Source organism: Modestobacter sp. SYSU DS0290, from assembly GCF_054050955.1.
This window is the reverse complement of the sequence record NZ_JBJHAI010000002.1, coordinates 20671-36495: the sequence shown is the minus strand read 5'-3', so window position 1 is coordinate 36495 and position 15825 is coordinate 20671. Positions and strand designations below refer to the sequence as shown.

Sequence of the window (15825 nt, the reverse complement as noted above, 5' to 3'; positions counted from 1 at the left end):
TGGTCGGCGTCGGTGTGGTCAGCGGAGGGTGACGACGACCTTGCCGCGCACGTGACCGCCGGCCACCAGTTCCTGGGCCTGCGCGGTCTGCTCCAGCGGGAACGCCTTGGCGATCGACACCCGCAGCTGACCGGCGTCGGCCATCCGCGCGAGCTCCTCCAGGTCGTGCCGCTCGGGGCGGACGAAGACGTACCGGCCGCCCATCTCGTTGACCGCGGGGTCGACGACGCTGGCGATCCGGGACACGTCCCGCACCTGCTTCGGCGCGTCGGCGAGGGCGTCCCCGCCGTTGAGGTCCAGGACGGCGTCGACCGGCTCGGACAGCTGCTCGCTGATCGGGCCGGCGGAGTAGTCGAGCACCTCGGCGGCGCCGGCGTCGGTGAGGAAGCCGTGGTTGCGCGGGCTGGCGGTGCCGATCACGTGGGCGCCGAGGGCGACGGCGATCTGCACGGCGAAGAAGCCCACGCCACCGGCGGCCCGGTGGACCAGCACCCGGTCGCCCTCACCCACGGCCAGCGCCTCGGTGAGCGCCTGGTAGGCGGTCAACCCGGCCAGCGGCAGGGCGCCGGCCTCGGCGAAGGAGAGGGAGGCCGGCTTGTGCGCCAGGCACCGCTGCGGCGCGGGCACCAGCTCGGCCGCCGTCCCCCACTGCACCTCGTCGCGGCGCAGGTAACCGAACACCTCGTCACCGGGCGCGAAGTCCACGATCGCCGGGCCGACGGCCTCGACCGTCCCGGCCAGGTCCCAGCCGGGGACGATCGGGAAGTGGTGCGGGAAGAAGCCGGCCAGACCGCCGGCGCGGATGCCGATGTCGACCGGGTTGACCCCGGCAGCATGGGTCCGCACCAGCACGGTGTCCGGCCCCACCGGCGGCTCGGGCAGGTCGTCGCGCAGCTGCAGCACGTCGAGGTCCCCGAAGCGGTCGTACGCGATGCCTCTCACCGACGTCCCTTCACGTAGCGCCCGAAGGCCCGTTCCATCTCCCGGCGCGAGTCGCGCTCGGCGAGGTCCTGCCGCTTGTCGTAGGACTTCTTGCCCTTCGCCAGCGCGAGGGTGGCCTTGACCTTGCCGTCCTTGAAGTACAGGTCCAGCGGGACGAGCGTGAGCCCGCCCTCCTTGGTCTTGCCGATCAGCTTCTCGATCTCGGCGCGGTGCATGAGGATCTTCCGCTTGCGGCGCGGGGTGTGGTTGGTCCACGTGCCCTCGGTGTACTCCGGGATGTGCACGTGCTGCAGCCACACCTCGCCGTCGTCGACGGAGGCGAACCCGTCGACGAGCGAGGCACGGCCGGCCCGCAGGCTCTTCACCTCGGTGCCGGTGAGCACCAGGCCCACTTCGTAGGTGTCGAGGATCGAGTAGTCGTGCCGCGCCTTCTTGTTCTGGGCGATGAGCTTGCGCCCCTGTTCCCGCGGCATGCCCACCAGTCTACGAAGGCCCCGCAAACGATCACGGCGCCGCGGCCCCGAGGGGTCGCGGCGCCGTGATCGGTCGACGGGGTGCTACAGCCGGACGTACAACCGCAGGGTGACGTAGGCGGCGATCGCGGCCAGGCCGACGCCGGCCGCGGCGATGATCGGCGAGATCGCGGCGATCGCCGACCAGTCGACCGGCGGGATGATCCCGGCCTTGATCGGGCCGGCCAGCGTCTTGTCGACGAAGAGGATCTTCGTCAGCACCAGCCCACCGATCGCCAGCCCCGCGCCGATCAGGCCGGCGAGCGCCGCCTCCAGGATGAACGGCAGCTGCGTGTACCAGCGCGAGGCGCCGACCAACCGCATGATGTTGGTCTCGTTGCGCCGGTTGAACGCGGCCAGCTGGATCGTGTTCGAGATCAGCAGCAGCGCCGCCAGCGCCTGGACCACCGCCACCGCGATCGTGGCGTTCCGTGCCCCGTTGAGCAGGCTGAACAACCGGTCGAGGAAGTCGCCCTCGTCGCGGACGTCCTCGACGCCGTTCTGCCCGACCGGGAACTGCTCGGCGATGACCTGGTACCGCTCGGGGTTGACCAGCTCCACCCGGAAGCTCTCCGGCAGCGCGTCCTCGGGCGTGTTGGCGATCAGCGCCGGCTGCTCCTGGAACTGCTGGGTGAACCGCTCGTAGGCCTCGGCCTTCGACTCGTAGATGTAGGTGCGCACCTCCGGCGAGTTCTCGAGGGTCGCCGCGATCGAGTTGCGCTGCTCCTCGGTGACGTCGTCGGTGAGGTAGATCGAGACCTGCACCTTGTCGTAGTAGATCTCGCGCATGTCGCCGATCATGTTGGCGATCAGCAGGCCGGTGCCCATGAGCCCGAGCGAGATGCCCGTGGTCAGGATCATCGCGACCGTCATGGTGAGGTTCCGGCGCAGCCCGGCGGCCACCTCGGAGAGGACGAAGTTGACGCGCATCAGTTCCCTGTCGTGTCGTTCAGCTGCACGGCCGGCTCAGCGGCCCACGCCGTAGACGCCGCGAGACTGGTCGCGGGACAGGATCCCGTCGTTCAGCTCGATCACGCGCCGCCGCATGGAGTCGACGATGTGGTAGTCGTGCGTGGCCATGACCACCGTGGTGCCGGTGCGGTTGATCCGCTCCAGCAGCAGCATGATGTCCTGGCTGGTCTCCGGGTCCAGGTTCCCGGTGGGCTCGTCGGCCAGCAGCACCAGCGGCCGGTTCACGAACGCGCGGGCGATCGCCACCCGCTGCTGCTCACCACCGGAGAGCTCGTTGGGCAGCCGGTTCTCCTTGCCGTCCAGGCCGACCATCTCCAGCACCTCGGGCACGACCCGCTTGATGGTGCGCTGCGGCTTGTTGATCACCTCGAGGGCGAAGGCCACGTTCTCGGCGACCGTCTTGTTGCGCAGCAGCCGGAAGTCCTGGAAGACGCAGCCCATCGTGCGGCGGAGCTTGGGCACCTGCCACTTGCTCATGGTGTTCAGGTTCTTGTCGTTGACCTTGATGACGCCCTTGGTCGGGCTGTCCTCCTTCAGCAGCAGCCGCAGGAAGGTGGACTTGCCCGAACCCGAGGAGCCGATCAGGAAGACGAACTCGCCCTTGTCGATCTGCATCGAGACGTCATCCAGGGCCGGCCGGGGGCTGGTCGGGTAGATCTTGGTGACGTGTTGCAATTCGATCACGAGGCGCCACGGTACCTGTCCTGAGCCCGGGCACGACCGCTCCGCACGGCGCGCCCCGAACCTGTGTGCGCGCAGCGTCACGAGCGGGCCGCCGACCCCCGCGCCCCCGTGACGGAGCGTCGGCGTCCACCCGGGGTACCCGCGCCGTCGTGTGGCCGTTCTCTCCCCCGTCGACCGGCGGGATGCGCCGGCGACGGGGCCCGCCTCAGGAGACCTCGGCGTCCTGCCGCCGCCGCCAGCGGATGCCGGCCTCGATGAACGCGTCGATGTCGCCGTCCAGCACGGACGCCGGGTTCCCGGTCTCCACCTCGGTCCGCAGGTCCTTGACCATCTGGTACGGGTGCAGCACGTAGGAGCGCATCTGGTTGCCCCAGCTGCTCCCCTCCCCCTTCAGCGCGTCCATCTCGGCCCGCTGCTCCTGCTGCCGGACGACGAGCAGCCGGGCCTGCAGCACCCGCAGCGCGGCGGCCCGGTTCTGGATCTGGGACTTCTCGTTCTGGCAGGAGACGACGATGCCGGTGGGGATGTGGGTCATCCGGACGGCGGAGTCGGTGGTGTTCACGCTCTGCCCACCGGGGCCGGAGGAGCGGAAGACGTCGACCCGGATCTCGTTCTCCGGGATGTCGACGTGGTCGGTCTGCTCGACGACGGGCAGCACCTCGACCCCGGCGAAGGAGGTCTGCCGGCGGCCCTGGTTGTCGAAGGGCGAGATGCGCACCAGCCGGTGGGTGCCCTGCTCCACCGAGAGGGTGCCGTAGGCGTAGGGCTGCTTGACCGCGAAGGTCGCCGACTTGATGCCGGCCTCCTCGGCGTAGGAGACGTCGTAGACCTCGGTCGGGTACTTGTGCCGCTCCGCCCAGCGCAGGTACATGCGCAGCAGCATCTCGGCGAAGTCGGCGGCGTCCACGCCCCCGGCCTCGGACCGGATGGTCACCAGCGCCTCACGGGCGTCGTACTCGCCGGACAGCAGGGTGCGCACCTCCAGCTCCTCGATGGCGGTGCGGATGCTGGTCAGCTCGCGCTCCGCCTCGGCGGTGGTGGCGGGGTCGTCCTCCTCCGCGGCCATCTCGTGCAGCACCCCGACGTCGTCCAGGCGGCTGCGCAGCTCCTCGACCCGGCGCAGGTCGCCCTGCAGGTAGGAGAGCTTGGAGGTCAGCGCCTGCGCCGCCTCGACGTCGTTCCACAGGTCCGGTGCCGCGGCCTGTTCCTCCAGTTCGGCGACCTGCTTGCGGAGGTCGTCGACGCGCAGCACGGCCTCGATCGACTCGAGGGTCGTGTTCAGTTCGTCCAGGACGACGGAGAAGTCAGCGGCCACGTCGATCCAGGGTAGTGCGCCCGGCGCCTGGGTACCTCCGACGGGCATGAGCGAGCCACGCAGAGACCGCACCCGCACCGACTACGAGCAGGGCCTGCCCGACCACCACGACCCGACGGCCGGCGTCGGCGGGGCCGCCCCGGCCCAGAGCGCACTGACGCTGCGGCTGGTGCTGGCCGCCTTCGGGCTGGTGGTCTGCACGGCCTTCGGCATCCTGATGCTGAACATCGACGACGTGCCGGTGGCCTTCCCGATCGTGCTGTTCGTGCTGGCGGCCGTGGCCCTGGTGGACCTGGTCGTGGTGGCGCGCCGGAAGCTGCGGGGCGAGCCGGGCTGAGCCGCGCCGCTCAGCCGCGCTGCGGCTGCTCGGCCCGGCGGCCGGCCACCCGCCGGCGCAGCCACGCGGTGAGCTCGTCGGCGGGCATCGGGTGGCCGATGTGGAAGCCCTGGGCGTAGGTGCAGCCGAGCTCGGTGACCAGCGCGAGCTGGTCCGCGGTCTCCACGCCCTCGGCCAGGCTGCGCATGCCGCAGGCCGAGGCGAGACCGACGACGGCGGCGATCGCCGCGGCCGACTCGCTGCGTCGCGCCCGGGTGCCGGCGACCAGGCTGCGGTCGAGCTTCAGCACCCCGGCGGGGATCGAGACCAGTTGGCTCAGCGAGGAGAACCCGCTGCCGAAGTCGTCGATGGAGACCTCGACGCCGGAGATCCGCAGCTGGGCGAACTGCGCGGCGGCGCGCAGCGGGTCCTCGGCGACGCTGGTCTCGGTGAGCTCCAGCAGGAGCCGCTCCGGCGGCAGGCCGGCGGCGGTGAGGGCGTCGGCGACGTCGGCGATGAGCGTGCCGGTGGCGAAGTGCGCGGCGCTGATGTTGACCCCGGTGACCAGCGGCAGGCCGAGCCGGTCCCAGGCCATCGCCTGGCGGGTCGCCTCGGCCAGCACCCACTGGGTCAGCGGCACGACGACGCCGTTCTGCTCGGCGGCGGGGATGAAGTCCCCGGGCATGAGCAGCCCGCGTTCGGGATGCTGCCAGCGGACCAGTGCCTCGACGCCGAGGACGTCGCCGCTGGGCAGGTGCAGCACGGGCTGGTAGTGCAGCACCAGCTGCCCGGCGCCGATCGCCTCCCGCAGCTCGCCGGCGACCAGCACCCGCTGCTGCACCGCCGAGCGCAGCTCGGGGGTGAAGACCCGGATCCGGTCCCGGCCACCGGCCTTGGCCGCGTACATGGCCAGGTCGGCGTCGCGGACCAGGTCGGTGGAGCGCACCTCCTCCGCGCCCGCGGTGGCGATGCCGATGCTGACGCTCAGCCCGGTGATCCGCTCCCCCGCCAGCTCGAAGGGCTCGTCGAAGCTGCGCCGGAAGCGCTCGGCGAGGGCCAGCGCGCCGTCGACGTCGCAGTCCCGGCAGAGCACGACGAACTCGTCGCCCCCCAGGCGACCGACGGTGTCCTGCGCCCGGGTGCGCCCGGTGAGCCGGGCGGACAGCTGCCGCAGCAGGTGGTCGCCGACCTCGTGGCCAAGGGTGTCGTTGACGTCCTTGAACCCGTCGACGTCGAGGAAGAGCACGGTGACCGGGCCGCGGTCGGGCCGGGCCAGCTCGGTGGTGATCAGCTCGTGCAGGTGGGCACGGTTGGGCAGCTCGGTGAGGTGGTCGTGGCGGGCCTGCCAGGCGGAGTCCCGCTCGGCGCGGACCCGGGAGGTGACGTCGGTGTGGGTGACCACGACCCGGCCGGCCTGGTCGGCGCGGGCGGCCTGCAGGTGGTACCAGCGCACGCCGTCGGGGGTGACCAGCGCGTAGTCGGAGGAGACGGTGGCCCGGCGGCCCTCCGACAACGCGATCAGCCCGGCGATCCGCTGCCGGTTCGGCGCGTCGTCGCCGAGGCTGAGGATGAGGGCGAAGTAGTTGCCGCCGACGCCGACGCGCAGCTCCTCCACACCGAGCACGTCGGCGGCCTCGGTCCAGCCGGAGTTGGCCAGCAGGATGGTGCCGTCGGTGTCGATGAGCACCGTCGGCGAGGGCAGGGCGTCGAGCACGCCGGCGAGCAGACCGGCCTCGAGGTGGTGGTCGTGCCGGCGCTCGCGCACGTCGGCGGGGAGGAGCGAGACCCTGTTCGCTGGGAGCACGTGCACCTCCGGGCTGCGGGTCGTCGGGGGCCGCGGACGCGGTCCCGGTGTCACCGACTCCATCGGCGGCACCGTTCCGAGCATGAAGCACGTCGTGGCGACACGCCCGCAAAGAGTGAGGGACGACGCGCCCGGGCGGCCCTGTCGCGTGTAGCCGGTTCCCGGCGCCGGGTAGGGGCTGGGGCATGAGTGGATCGACGACGATCGAGCTCGGCGGCGAGGAGTACCAGGTGCACCGCGACGGCGACGTGCTCCGGCTGGGCCGTGCGGTGGGCGGGGACACCGTCTGGCTGGACGACGTGGCGGTCGGCCTCCTGCCCGGGCCCGCGCAGGAGGCACTGGACCGGGGCGAGCACACCGACCCGGCCCTCCGGACGGCGCTGCTGGGCGTCGTCCGCGCGGAGGTCGACCGCGGCGGCTGATCCCGGCGGTGGATTGCGGCTTCCTTGCGGATCGCTGGACGCGCCCGTGCGGTCGGTCTCGCAGGGTCGGGGCATGGACCTCGCCGCTGCCCGCGCCCTGCTCGCCGAGCTCGAACTGCACGAGGTCGAGGACCTCGACGACGCGTGGTTCGAGGCCGAGCTGGCCGAGCTGCTGCCCACCGCCTGAACCACCCCCGACGCGCCCGCGCCGCTCCCGAGGACCACCGGCGTTCCTCGTCCTGGAGGCACCACGATGACCGTGCTGTACCGCTGTGACCAGTGCGGGGCCCAGTCCCCCGCGGAAGCCGCCGTCGGGTGGGTGGAGGTGCGTGCGCTGGGGGGCCAGCCCTCCATGGAGCCCGAGTCCACGCAGCTGTGCCGGCTGTGCTGGGCGCACGCCACGGCCGGGCCACCGCGCCCGCGCCCCGACCCGGAGGCGCCGCAGCTCAGCGAGCACAGCCAGAACCGCGACCTCGGCCAGTAGCCTTCCTGGCGCAACCGCGCGGCGGGGTCAGGTCGCCCGGGCCAGCGTCTCGGCGGGGCCGCTCCGCAGCGCCAGCCGGGTCGGCACCTCGGTGGCCGCGAACGCGACCGCGGCGACGACGGCGGCGGTCACCGGCAGCAGCCACCACGGCCCGGCCGGCCAGGGGTGGCCGAGGAAGCCGATGCCGAGCAGCGCCAGCGGGACGGCCGACACCAGCACGCCCGCCGCGACGGCAGCGAACGCGACCAGCCCGGCCTCCCGGCGCATCATCGACCGCACCTGCGCCGGGGTGGTGCCGGTCAGCCGGAGCGCGGCCAGCTCGTCGCGGCGCTGGGCGGTGGCGGCGACCAGCGCGTTGGCGATGCCCAGCAGCACGTACCCCAGCAGCACCCCGATGACGGCGATGTTCAGCCAGACCTCCGGCGGCACGCCCTGCTCGGTCCCGGCTGCCGCGTCGTCCACGACGACACCGGCGCGCTCGCCGGCCAGCGCCGCGAGCCGGTCCGCGGTCGCCGGGCTGCCGTCGGTGCGCACCAGCACCTGGTCGGCCAGGTCGGTGGTGCGGTGCCCGGCGACCAGGTCCGCGGACACCGCGAGCCCGCCGAACCCGAGGTCGCGGTCGTAGACGGCGACCACCCGGGGCTCGACGTCGGTGCCGTCACCCAGCGTCAACGGCAGCTCCTCCCCCACGTCGGCGACCCCGCGGGCGACGGCGACCGTGGCGCCGGTGAGGTCGGCCAGGTCGCCGTCCCGCACGCCCAGGTCGAGCACCCCGGCGGCGTCCGGGGTGAGCACGAGCGCCTGCTCGGCCTCGACGGTCACCTCACCGAGCAGCCGGGTGCCCAGCAGGACGGTGGTGGCGCTGACCGGCGCGGCGGCCTCGACCCCCGGCGTGGCCGCCACGGCAGCGGCGACGTCGCCCGGCACCCCGCCCAGGCCCGGTGCGGCGACGGCGGTGTCGGCGAGCGTGCCGGCCTCGGCGTCCTGCTCGGCGGCACCGCTCACCGTGGTCTGGGAGAACGCGTAGGTCAGCGTGAAGACCACCGCCATCGCCAGCGTGGTGATCGCCCCGGCCGAGCGCAGCGCGTAGCCGTGCAGGTTCGCCACCGCCAGCCAGCTCGGCGCGGACGTGCCGGCGGGCAGCGCCCGGGCCAGCCGCCCGGTGACCGCGCGCAGCAGCGCCGGCCCGGCCAGCGCCAGCCCGATCGCGGCGACCAGGCCGGCCAGCGAGGCACCTGCCGCACCCAGCACCGAGCGGGACAGCAGCGGGGCCACCGACAGCACGACGGCGGCCGCCAGCAGCGCCAGCCCGGCGACGGTGCGGGTGCGCGAGGGCGTCCTCGGCCCGGTGCGCGACTCCCCCAGCGCGGTGGTCACCGGCTCCCGGGAGACCCGCCAGGCGGCCGACCGGGCGGCGACCTGGACGACGGCCAGCACCAGCAGCAGCGCCGCCAGCGCGGGCAGCGGGGAGACCGTCAGCGGCAGCTCGGCGGGCAGCATGCCCAGGTGCACCAGCAGCCGGCGGAGCTGGCCGGCCAGCACGAAGCCCAACGCCAGCCCGGGGACGGCGGCGGCCGCACCGACCAGCGACGCCTGCGTGGCCACCAGCCGCCGCACCTGCCGGGGAGTGGTGCCGACCGCGCGCAGCAGCGCCAGCTCCCGGCGCTGGCCGGCGATGCCCACGCTCAACGCACCCGCGACGATGAACCCGACGACCAGCAGCGGCACCCCGGCCAGCGAGCCGGCGAGCACGACCAGCAGTGACCGGCCGGCGGCGGCCTCGGGCAGCACCAGCTCGCCGCGGGCGTCACCGGTGGCCACCTCGAAGCCCTGCGGTCCCACCAGCCGGCGGGCGGCTGCGGCGACGTCGTCGGCGGTGCCGGGCTCGACCCGCAGGCCGATCAGGTCCACGGTGCCGGCCCGAGGACCGTCGTCCCGCAGCATCGCGGCGGCGTCGTCGGGGAGCAGCACCCCGGCGCCGCCGGGGTGCACCACGGCGGTGACCCGGACGTCGACCGGGCGGCCGCCGTCGACGACGACCCGGGCCGAGTCGCCGGGGGCGAGCCCGGCGGCGTCGGCGAGGTCGGCGCCGAGCGCCACCTCACCGGGCCCGTCGGGGGCGGCGCCGGTGACCTCGGCCCCGGGCAGCAGGCCGACCGAGGACCAGCCGTGCCCGCCCTGCGCCGGGTCGGGGGCCCCGACGACGGCGCCGTCGCCGGCCAGCAGCGCGGCCGGGAAGCTGACGTCGGTGGTGACGGAGGTGACCCCGGGCAGGTCGCCGAGCCGGCCGGCCAGGCCGTCGGGCAGCGGGGCGCGCTCGGGGAGCGCGATCGGCAGGTCCTCGGGCACCGAGACGGTCTGGTCGGCGGCGACGAGGACGTCGGCCCCGGCGAGCCGGCCGGCGGGCAGCTCCGAGCGCAGCCCGGACTCCATCAGCACGCCGGTGCCGGTGACGATCGCGGCGCCGCCGAGGACCGCGCAGAAGACCGCGACGAGGGCGGCCAGCCGGCGGCGGGCCATCGCGGTGGCCAGGCCCAGCACGGTTCAGCCCTCCCCGAGCGCGACCAGGCGCGCGGCCAGGGCCGAGGCGGTCGGCCAGTCCAGGGTGTCGACGATCCGGCCGTCGGCCATGACCACGGTGCGGTCGGCCTCGGCGGCGGCGGCCGGGTCGTGGGTGACCATCACGACGGCCTGCTGCAGCTCGTCGACCAGCTCGCGCAGCAGCCCGAGGACGCCGGCGGCGCTGGTCCGGTCGAGCGCACCGGTGGGCTCGTCGGCGAAGACGACGGCGGGCCGGGCGACCAGGGCCCGGGCGATCGCGGCCCGCTGCTGCTGGCCGCCGGAGAGCTCGGCCGGCCGGCGGTCCAGGTGCCCGCCGAGCCCGACCCGGTCCAGCAGGTGCTGCACCCAGTCGTGGTCCAGGGGCGCGCCGGCCAGCCGCAGCGGGAGGGTGACGTTGTCGGCGACGGTCAGCGCCGGCAGCAGGTTGTAGGACTGGAAGACGAAGCCGATCCGGTCCCGGCGCAGCTCGGTGCGGCGGGTCTCGGACAGCCGGCCGATCTCCTCCCCGGCCAGCAGCACCTCGCCGCCGGTGGGCGTGTCCAGCCCGGCGGCGCAGTGCAGCAGCGTGCTCTTGCCGGAGCCGGAGGGGCCCATGACGGCGAGGAAGGTGCCGCGCCGCACGCTGAGGGAGACGTCGTCCAGGGCGCGGACGCCGCCCGGGTGGACCTTGCTCACCGAGCGGAGGACCACGGCCGGCTCGGCTGCGTCCGCGCGCCGGTCACCGGGCGCGGTCAGCGCGGCGCTCATCGCCGGCGGAGGTGGTCGACGACGAGCGCGGCGACGCAGGCCGCGGTGACCAGGCCGAAGGCGATGTTGAGCGCCAGCGGCAGGACGCCGAGCGAGGCCAGGCTGTTCCCGGCGACGCTCAGCGCGAGCAGCACCCACAGCAGCGTGCGCACGGGGTGGGCGTCGGTGCGGCGGGCCGGCGGGGACTGCGGGTGGCCGTCGATGCGGTGGGGATCGGGCACGGGGTCCTCCAGGGGATGCGGTGTCCCCGTCGAGGTTCGTCCGGGAGCACCCCGCCTTCGATCCCCTGAGCTGGCCTTTCGAGGTAGCGCCAGCTGTACTCCTCCGTCCGGTCGCGTGACGCGGGCGCACCGGCGGCCCTAGCGTCTGGGCCGTGCCGCACCCGTCGTCGTCCGCCCGCACCCGCTGGGCGGGGGGCCGGGCGGTGCTCGCGGCGCTCGAGCAGCTGGGCGGCGGCCTGGGGACGGCGCTGCTGGCGTTCTGCCTGCTGCTCTGGCTGGGCGTGGTGGCCGTGCTGTCGCTGGTCGGGGTGGGCGTGCTCCTCGCCCCGGCCGCGCTGCGGGCCGTGCGCCGGCTGGCCGAGCGGGAGCGGGCCCGGCTGAGCCGGTGGGGCCCGGACGTGCTCGGCCCCGGGCCGGCACCGTCGTCCTGGCGGGCGCTCGCTGATCCCGCCGTCCGCCGGGAGCTGGTCTGGGTGGCGGGGCACGGCACGCTCGGCCTGCTCTACGACCTGGTCGGGATCACGCTGCCGGTGTACGCCGTCCGCGACCTGACCTACCCGCTGTACTGGCGGGCGCTGGCACCGGAGGAGTTCGGGTCGCCCTGGTGGTGGCCGGTGTCCGGCTGGGCCGACGTGGTGGCGGTGTCGCTGCTGGGGCTGGGGTTCGCGGCGCTGACGGTCGGGCTGACGCCGCTGATGGCACGGTTCCAGGCACGCGTGGCGGGCCGGCTGCTCGGTCCGCCGCCGGGCACCGACCTGTCGCTGCGGGTGGCCGAGCTGACCGCCACCCGGGCCGCGGCGCTGGACGCGCACCTGGCGGAGCTGCGGCGGATCGAGCGGTCGCTGCACGACGGCACGCAGAACCGGCTGGTCGCGGTCACCGTGCTGCTGGGCGCGGCGCGGCGGTCGCTGGACCGGGACCCGACCGCGGCCGAGGAGCTGCTGGAGCGCGCGCAGGACGCGGCCGAGCAGGCGCTGGCCGAGCTGCGGTCGGTGGCGCGGGGCATCCTGCCGCCGGTGCTGGTCGACCGCGGGCTCGCCGGGGCGCTGAGCGGGCTGGCGGCGTCCAGCCCGGTGCCGTGCACGGTCGACGTCGACGCCCCAGGTCGCTGCCCGGCGTCGGTGGAGTCGACCGCGTGGTTCGTGGTGGCCGAGGCGCTGACCAACGTGGCCCGGCACAGCGGCGCCACGGCGGTGCGGGTGACCGTGCGCCGGCACGGGGACCGGCTGGCGCTGGCGGTCACCGACGACGGGCACGGCGGCGCCGTCGAGGGTGCGGGCTCGGGGCTGGCCGGGGTGCGCCGGCGGGTGGAGGCGCACGACGGGGTGTTCGCGCTGGACAGCCCGCCGGGCGGGCCGACGACGCTGGAGGTGGAGCTGCCGTGCGGATCGTGATCGCCGAGGACGACGCCCTGCTGCGGGAGGGGCTGGCGCTGCTGCTGCGGGCGGAGTCCCTGGACGTGGTGGCCACCGCGGCCGAGCCGGAGGGGTTCCTGGCCGCGGTCGACGAGCACCGGCCCGACGTCGCGATCGTCGACGTCCGGATGCCGCCGACGCACACCGACGAGGGGGTGCGGGCCGCGGTCGAGGCGCGGCGCCGGCAGCCGGCGCTGGCGGTGCTCGTGCTGTCGGCCTACGTGGAGCAGGCCTTCGCCACCGAGCTGCTGGCCGGCGGTGCGCGGCGGCTGGGCTACCTGCTCAAGGAGCGGGTGGGCCGGGTGGAGGAGTTCCTCGGCGCGCTGCACCGGGTGGCCGGGGGCGGGACGGCGATCGACCCGGAGGTGGTGGCCCAGCTGCTCACCCGGTCCCGGCCGGACGCCGGGCTGGACCGGCTCAGCGCGCGCGAGCGGGAGGTGCTGGCGCTGATGGCCGAGGGGCTGGGCAACACGGCGATCGCCGGACGGCTGGTCGTCACCGACGGGGCGGTGCACAAGCACATCCGCAGCATCTTCGCCAAGCTCGACCTGCCGCCCACCGACGCCGCCGACCGGCGGGTCAGCGCGGTGCTGCGCTACCTGGACGCCGTCCGCCGCTGACCGCTCAGCCGAAGCTGACCGACCCCCCGGCCAGCGCGGTGAGGGCGATCATCAGCCCGAACGCCGCGAAGATGGCGAGGACGGCGGTCACCGGGACCAGCCAGCTGTGCTCCTGGAAGAGGCCTCGCGCGGTGGGGGCGTTCGCCTCGCCGTTGTCCTCGGCGGACGCGTCAGCGGCCTCGTCCTGGGCGTCGGTCAGCCGCTCGACGCTGGTCCTCCGGTCGGTGTCGTTCTGGTTGACCAGCGGGTGGCCGTCGCGCGTGGAGATGCGGGTGGAGCGGGTCATGAGTGGACCTCCCGGGAGGCGGTGGCGGGCTCGGCGCGGCTCGGGCTGCCGCCGCTCCTACCCCGGCCGGCGTCCGCTGACCCGTGTCAGGCCGCGGCCGGCCCCGTCCCGCCGTCGGTCACCAGTCGGTCGGCTTCTCCGGCGTGGCGATCCAGGTGTCGAAGAAGGCGTCCAGCTGCTGCCCGCTGACCTCCTCGGCCAGCGCGACGAGGTCGGCGGTGGCCACGTTGCGGCCGGCGTTCTCCGTCGTCCACCGCGTGAGCAGCGTGGTGAACGCCGGGTCGCCGATCTCTCCCCGCAGGGCGTGCAGGGCGGCGGCGCCGCGGTCGTAGGTGGCCTCGGCGAAGAGCGTGGCGGCGCCCGGGTCGCCGGGCGGGGTGGCCCAGAACTCGTCGTCGGCCGGGATGGACATGACGTCGTCGAACTGCTGGTCGAGGGTGCGCTGGCCGCGGGAGTCGCTCCACAGCCACTGCGCGTAGGTGGCGAAGCCCTCGTTGAGCCAGATGTCCCGCCAGGTCGCTGGGGTGACGCTGTTGCCGACCCACTGGTGGGCGAGCTCGTGGGCGACGGTGCTCTCCGTGGCCACCCGGGAGTAGACCGGCCGGGTCTGGGTCTCCAGGGCGTAGCCGACGGTGTCGTCGTCGACGATGGCGCCGAAGGAGCTGAACGGGTACGGGCCGAAGACGCCCTCGAAGAAGCTGATCATCTCCGGCTGCAGCGCGATGCTCGCCTCGGAGGTGGCCCGGCGGGAGTCGGTGAGGTCCTGCTCCAGGAAGTTGAGGATCGGCAGGCCGTGCGGGCCGGTCTGGGTGGTCATGTCGTAGTCGCCGATGGAGGCCGTGGTCAGGTAGCTGGCCATCGGGTCCTCCGCCCGCCACAGGTACGTCGTCCAGCCGCGCACGGTGAACGGTCTGCCGACCAGCTCCCCGTTGGCGATCGCCGTCTTGCCCTGCGGCACGACGATGGCGAAGTCGTAGGTGGCCTTGTCGGTGGGGACGTCGTTCACCGGGTACCAGGTCGAGGCGCCCTCGGGCTCGTTGGCGACCAGGGCGCCGTCGGGGAAGCTCGTCCAGCCGTAGTTGGCGCCCTCGACGTCGGTCGGCTGCCCGGGCACGCCGCCGTAGACGACGGTGACCAGGTGGGTGGTGCCGGCCTTGAGCTTCTGCTTCGGGGTGATGACCAGCTCCCCGCCGCGGCCGTCGGCCGGCGGGGGCACCTGGGTGAAGGCGGCCTTCTTCCGGTCGACGACGACGGTGGCGACGGTGAGGCCGCGCAGGTCCAGGCTGAAGCTGGACAGGTCGGCGGTGGCCGTGAGGGTGATCGCGGCGGTGCCGTCGAGCCGCCCGGACGCCGGGTCGTACTTCAGGCCCAGGGTGTAGTGGCCGACGTCGTAGCCGCCGTTGCCCGCCTGCGGGAAGTACGGGTCGCCGCCCTGGGTGCTGCCGGCGGCGTAGGGCGCGGCGAGGGCCGGGGTGGCGGCGACCAGCGGCACGGTGAGCGCGAGCGCGACCGCGGCGAGGGGGCGTCTCATGGGCGCAATCTAGGCGCGCGCCGACCGCTCTGTCACCGGTCCACCGGTGCGTCGGAGCCGGGATCGCTGTGACGGACCATCGCGGGATCAACGTCCGGTCGCAGTCAGATCGTCATGTTCGTCCGGCAGGCTCATCGCCATGACGGCGAGCCTCTCCCTGACCGGCGCCCCCCTCACCGCCACCGGCCTGTTCGGCACCCACGTGGCCTCGGTGGCGCACGACCCGCGCAGCAGCAGCACGGAGACCCACGCCGTCGCCCGCCCCGTCGTGGACGGCCTGGACCAGTCGGTCTGCGGCGTGCTGGTCTCCGCCGTCGCCGACCAGGACTGGCTCGCCTCTGCCGGCACCGACCGCTGCCCGGAGTGCACCCGCATCGCCGGCTGACCCGCCGCCGCCGCGCCGGCGGCGTGGCCCTGGGCGCGGTGATCGGCACCGGGAGCGGCGGTCGAGTGACGGTCGCCGACGTGCGGGCGCACGAAGCACTGCGGGCGCCCGCCCCGGTGCCCGTCCGGTCGGCTGCCACCTCGGCCGGTGAGCCGTCGTTGCCGACCTTCACCGCCTCGGGTGTCGACCCGCGGGTGCTCCGGGACGTGCCGCCGTCCGTGCGTCGGGCCGTGGCCGCTGCGGTGATCAACGCCGACGCCTACCGGCTGGTCGACCAGTACCGCGGGATGGACGACGGGGAGGCAGCGGCGCTGCTGCGCTCCGACCGCACCGTCGACTACCGGGACGGCGGGTCCCGGGGTATCCGCGAGGCGTTCCGGCACCGCTGAGCTGGGGCATGCGCCTACTCCCCGGCCGGGCTGCCTCCTTGGCCGGCCGGAGCGACCGGTGCACGTCCCTCCCGGGTGATCGTCCCCGCCGGTCCGTTCCCGGCGCCGGTCACCTGACAGAGCCCCCGCGGCGGGCTTCGTCCTCTCGCCGCGGGGGCTCCGCCGCAGAGCATCGAGTGCGTCTTCGTGACAGGCTTCACACATGGCGGGGACTGACG

Annotated in this window: 18 protein-coding genes; 7 read left to right on the top strand and 11 right to left on the bottom strand. The window is 74.5% G+C overall.

Features of this window, described 5'->3' with window-relative positions; translation table 11 throughout:
* Window positions 1–18 precede the first annotated feature (18 nt).
* From ACI795_RS03410 to prfB, 5 genes are all read right to left on the bottom strand, one after another.
* A complete protein-coding gene (locus ACI795_RS03410) occupies window positions 19–942 on the bottom strand; it encodes an NADP-dependent oxidoreductase (protein WP_457073810.1) in 924 nt (307 codons plus the stop codon).
* Window positions 939–1415 (bottom strand): SsrA-binding protein SmpB, encoded by a 477-nt coding sequence (gene smpB, locus ACI795_RS03405; RefSeq protein ID WP_457066169.1) that lies wholly within the window; start codon window positions 1413–1415, stop codon window positions 939–941. The genes ACI795_RS03410 and smpB overlap by 4 nt, the downstream gene beginning before the upstream one ends.
* 84 nt (window positions 1416–1499) lie before the next feature.
* The gene (gene ftsX, locus ACI795_RS03400; protein WP_457073809.1) at window positions 1500–2384 is read right to left on the bottom strand and encodes a permease-like cell division protein FtsX; all 885 of its coding nucleotides are present in this window, start codon (window positions 2382–2384) and stop codon (window positions 1500–1502) included.
* Between the two features lie 36 nt (window positions 2385–2420).
* Window positions 2421–3110: a cell division ATP-binding protein FtsE gene (gene ftsE / locus ACI795_RS03395; protein ID WP_457066163.1), complete on the bottom strand. Its 690-nt coding sequence runs from the start codon at window positions 3108–3110 to the stop codon at window positions 2421–2423.
* A 205-nt stretch (window positions 3111–3315) separates the two neighbouring features.
* Window positions 3316–4425, bottom strand: a complete 1110-nt coding sequence (gene prfB, locus ACI795_RS03390) for a peptide chain release factor 2 (RefSeq protein ID WP_457073808.1) — start codon at window positions 4423–4425, stop codon at window positions 3316–3318.
* Window positions 4426–4471: 46 nt separating this feature from the next.
* Between prfB and ACI795_RS03385 the strand changes: the two genes are divergently transcribed.
* The gene (locus ACI795_RS03385; protein ID WP_457073807.1) at window positions 4472–4762 is read left to right on the top strand and encodes a DUF6343 family protein; all 291 of its coding nucleotides are present in this window, start codon (window positions 4472–4474) and stop codon (window positions 4760–4762) included.
* Between the two features lie 10 nt (window positions 4763–4772).
* Here the strand turns inward: ACI795_RS03385 and ACI795_RS03380 are convergent, their stop codons facing one another.
* The gene (locus ACI795_RS03380; protein WP_457073806.1) at window positions 4773–6545 is read right to left on the bottom strand and encodes a putative bifunctional diguanylate cyclase/phosphodiesterase; all 1773 of its coding nucleotides are present in this window, start codon (window positions 6543–6545) and stop codon (window positions 4773–4775) included.
* 185 nt (window positions 6546–6730) lie between these two features.
* Between ACI795_RS03380 and ACI795_RS03375 the strand changes: the two genes are divergently transcribed.
* Together ACI795_RS03375 and ACI795_RS03370 are read left to right on the top strand one after the other, a co-directional pair.
* The gene (locus tag ACI795_RS03375) at window positions 6731–6967 is read left to right on the top strand and encodes a hypothetical protein (protein WP_457073805.1); all 237 of its coding nucleotides are present in this window, start codon (window positions 6731–6733) and stop codon (window positions 6965–6967) included.
* 253 nt (window positions 6968–7220) lie between these two features.
* On the top strand, window positions 7221–7451 hold the full coding sequence (locus tag ACI795_RS03370) for a hypothetical protein (protein ID WP_457073804.1): 231 nt from the start codon (window positions 7221–7223) through the stop codon (window positions 7449–7451).
* Window positions 7452–7478: 27 nt separating this feature from the next.
* Here ACI795_RS03370 and ACI795_RS03365 read toward each other — a convergent pair whose 3' ends face one another.
* From ACI795_RS03365 to ACI795_RS03355, 3 genes are read right to left on the bottom strand one after another with little or no spacing between them, the layout of a single operon-like run.
* Window positions 7479–9992, bottom strand: coding sequence for an FtsX-like permease family protein (locus tag ACI795_RS03365; RefSeq protein WP_457073803.1), 2514 nt, complete (start codon window positions 9990–9992; stop codon window positions 7479–7481).
* Window positions 9993–9995: 3 nt separating this feature from the next.
* A complete protein-coding gene (locus ACI795_RS03360) occupies window positions 9996–10760 on the bottom strand; it encodes an ABC transporter ATP-binding protein (protein WP_457073802.1) in 765 nt (254 codons plus the stop codon).
* Window positions 10757–10981 carry a hypothetical protein gene (locus tag ACI795_RS03355; RefSeq protein ID WP_457073801.1) on the bottom strand — a complete coding sequence of 75 codons (225 nt, stop codon included), beginning with the start codon at window positions 10979–10981 and terminating at the stop codon, window positions 10757–10759. The genes ACI795_RS03360 and ACI795_RS03355 overlap by 4 nt, the downstream gene beginning before the upstream one ends.
* A gap of 152 nt (window positions 10982–11133) precedes the next feature.
* On the opposite strand from ACI795_RS03355, the gene ACI795_RS03350 reads away from it, so the two are divergent.
* Both ACI795_RS03350 and ACI795_RS03345 read left to right on the top strand, forming a co-directional pair.
* Window positions 11134–12375 carry a sensor histidine kinase gene (locus ACI795_RS03350; RefSeq protein WP_457073800.1) on the top strand — a complete coding sequence of 414 codons (1242 nt, stop codon included), beginning with the start codon at window positions 11134–11136 and terminating at the stop codon, window positions 12373–12375.
* Window positions 12363–13016, top strand: coding sequence for a response regulator (locus ACI795_RS03345; protein ID WP_457073799.1), 654 nt, complete (start codon window positions 12363–12365; stop codon window positions 13014–13016). Before ACI795_RS03350 ends, ACI795_RS03345 begins: the two co-directional genes overlap by 13 nt.
* A gap of 4 nt (window positions 13017–13020) precedes the next feature.
* Here the strand turns inward: ACI795_RS03345 and ACI795_RS03340 are convergent, their stop codons facing one another.
* Both ACI795_RS03340 and ACI795_RS03335 read right to left on the bottom strand, forming a co-directional pair.
* Window positions 13021–13302 carry a hypothetical protein gene (locus ACI795_RS03340; protein ID WP_457073798.1) on the bottom strand — a complete coding sequence of 94 codons (282 nt, stop codon included), beginning with the start codon at window positions 13300–13302 and terminating at the stop codon, window positions 13021–13023.
* Between the two features lie 118 nt (window positions 13303–13420).
* A complete protein-coding gene (locus ACI795_RS03335; RefSeq protein WP_457073797.1) occupies window positions 13421–14833 on the bottom strand; it encodes a M1 family metallopeptidase in 1413 nt (470 codons plus the stop codon).
* Between the two features lie 139 nt (window positions 14834–14972).
* Here ACI795_RS03335 and ACI795_RS03330 point away from each other — a divergent pair, with 139 nt between their 5' ends.
* Window positions 14973–15218: a hypothetical protein gene (locus tag ACI795_RS03330; protein ID WP_457073796.1), complete on the top strand. Its 246-nt coding sequence runs from the start codon at window positions 14973–14975 to the stop codon at window positions 15216–15218.
* On the top strand, window positions 15197–15607 hold the full coding sequence (locus ACI795_RS03325) for a hypothetical protein (protein ID WP_457073795.1): 411 nt from the start codon (window positions 15197–15199) through the stop codon (window positions 15605–15607). Before ACI795_RS03330 ends, ACI795_RS03325 begins: the two co-directional genes overlap by 22 nt.
* Window positions 15608–15825 lie beyond the last annotated feature (218 nt).

Bases quoted from the DNA above. Each gene is read 5' to 3' on its own strand.
- smpB (WP_457066169.1), bottom strand. From the start codon at position 1,415: ATGCCGCGGGAACAGGGGCGCAAGCTCATCGCCCAGAACAAGAAGGCG.
- ftsX (WP_457073809.1), bottom strand. From the start codon at position 2,384: ATGCGCGTCAACTTCGTCCTCTCCGAGGTGGCCGCCGGGCTGCGCCGG.
- ACI795_RS03385 (WP_457073807.1), top strand. From the start codon at position 4,472: ATGAGCGAGCCACGCAGAGACCGCACCCGCACCGACTACGAGCAGGGC.
- ACI795_RS03375 (WP_457073805.1), top strand. From the start codon at position 6,731: ATGAGTGGATCGACGACGATCGAGCTCGGCGGCGAGGAGTACCAGGTG.
- ACI795_RS03370 (WP_457073804.1), top strand. From the start codon at position 7,221: ATGACCGTGCTGTACCGCTGTGACCAGTGCGGGGCCCAGTCCCCCGCG.
- ACI795_RS03360 (WP_457073802.1), bottom strand. From the start codon at position 10,760: ATGAGCGCCGCGCTGACCGCGCCCGGTGACCGGCGCGCGGACGCAGCC.
- ACI795_RS03340 (WP_457073798.1), bottom strand. From the start codon at position 13,302: ATGACCCGCTCCACCCGCATCTCCACGCGCGACGGCCACCCGCTGGTC.
- ACI795_RS03335 (WP_457073797.1), bottom strand. From the start codon at position 14,833: ATGAGACGCCCCCTCGCCGCGGTCGCGCTCGCGCTCACCGTGCCGCTG.
- ACI795_RS03330 (WP_457073796.1), top strand. From the start codon at position 14,973: ATGACGGCGAGCCTCTCCCTGACCGGCGCCCCCCTCACCGCCACCGGC.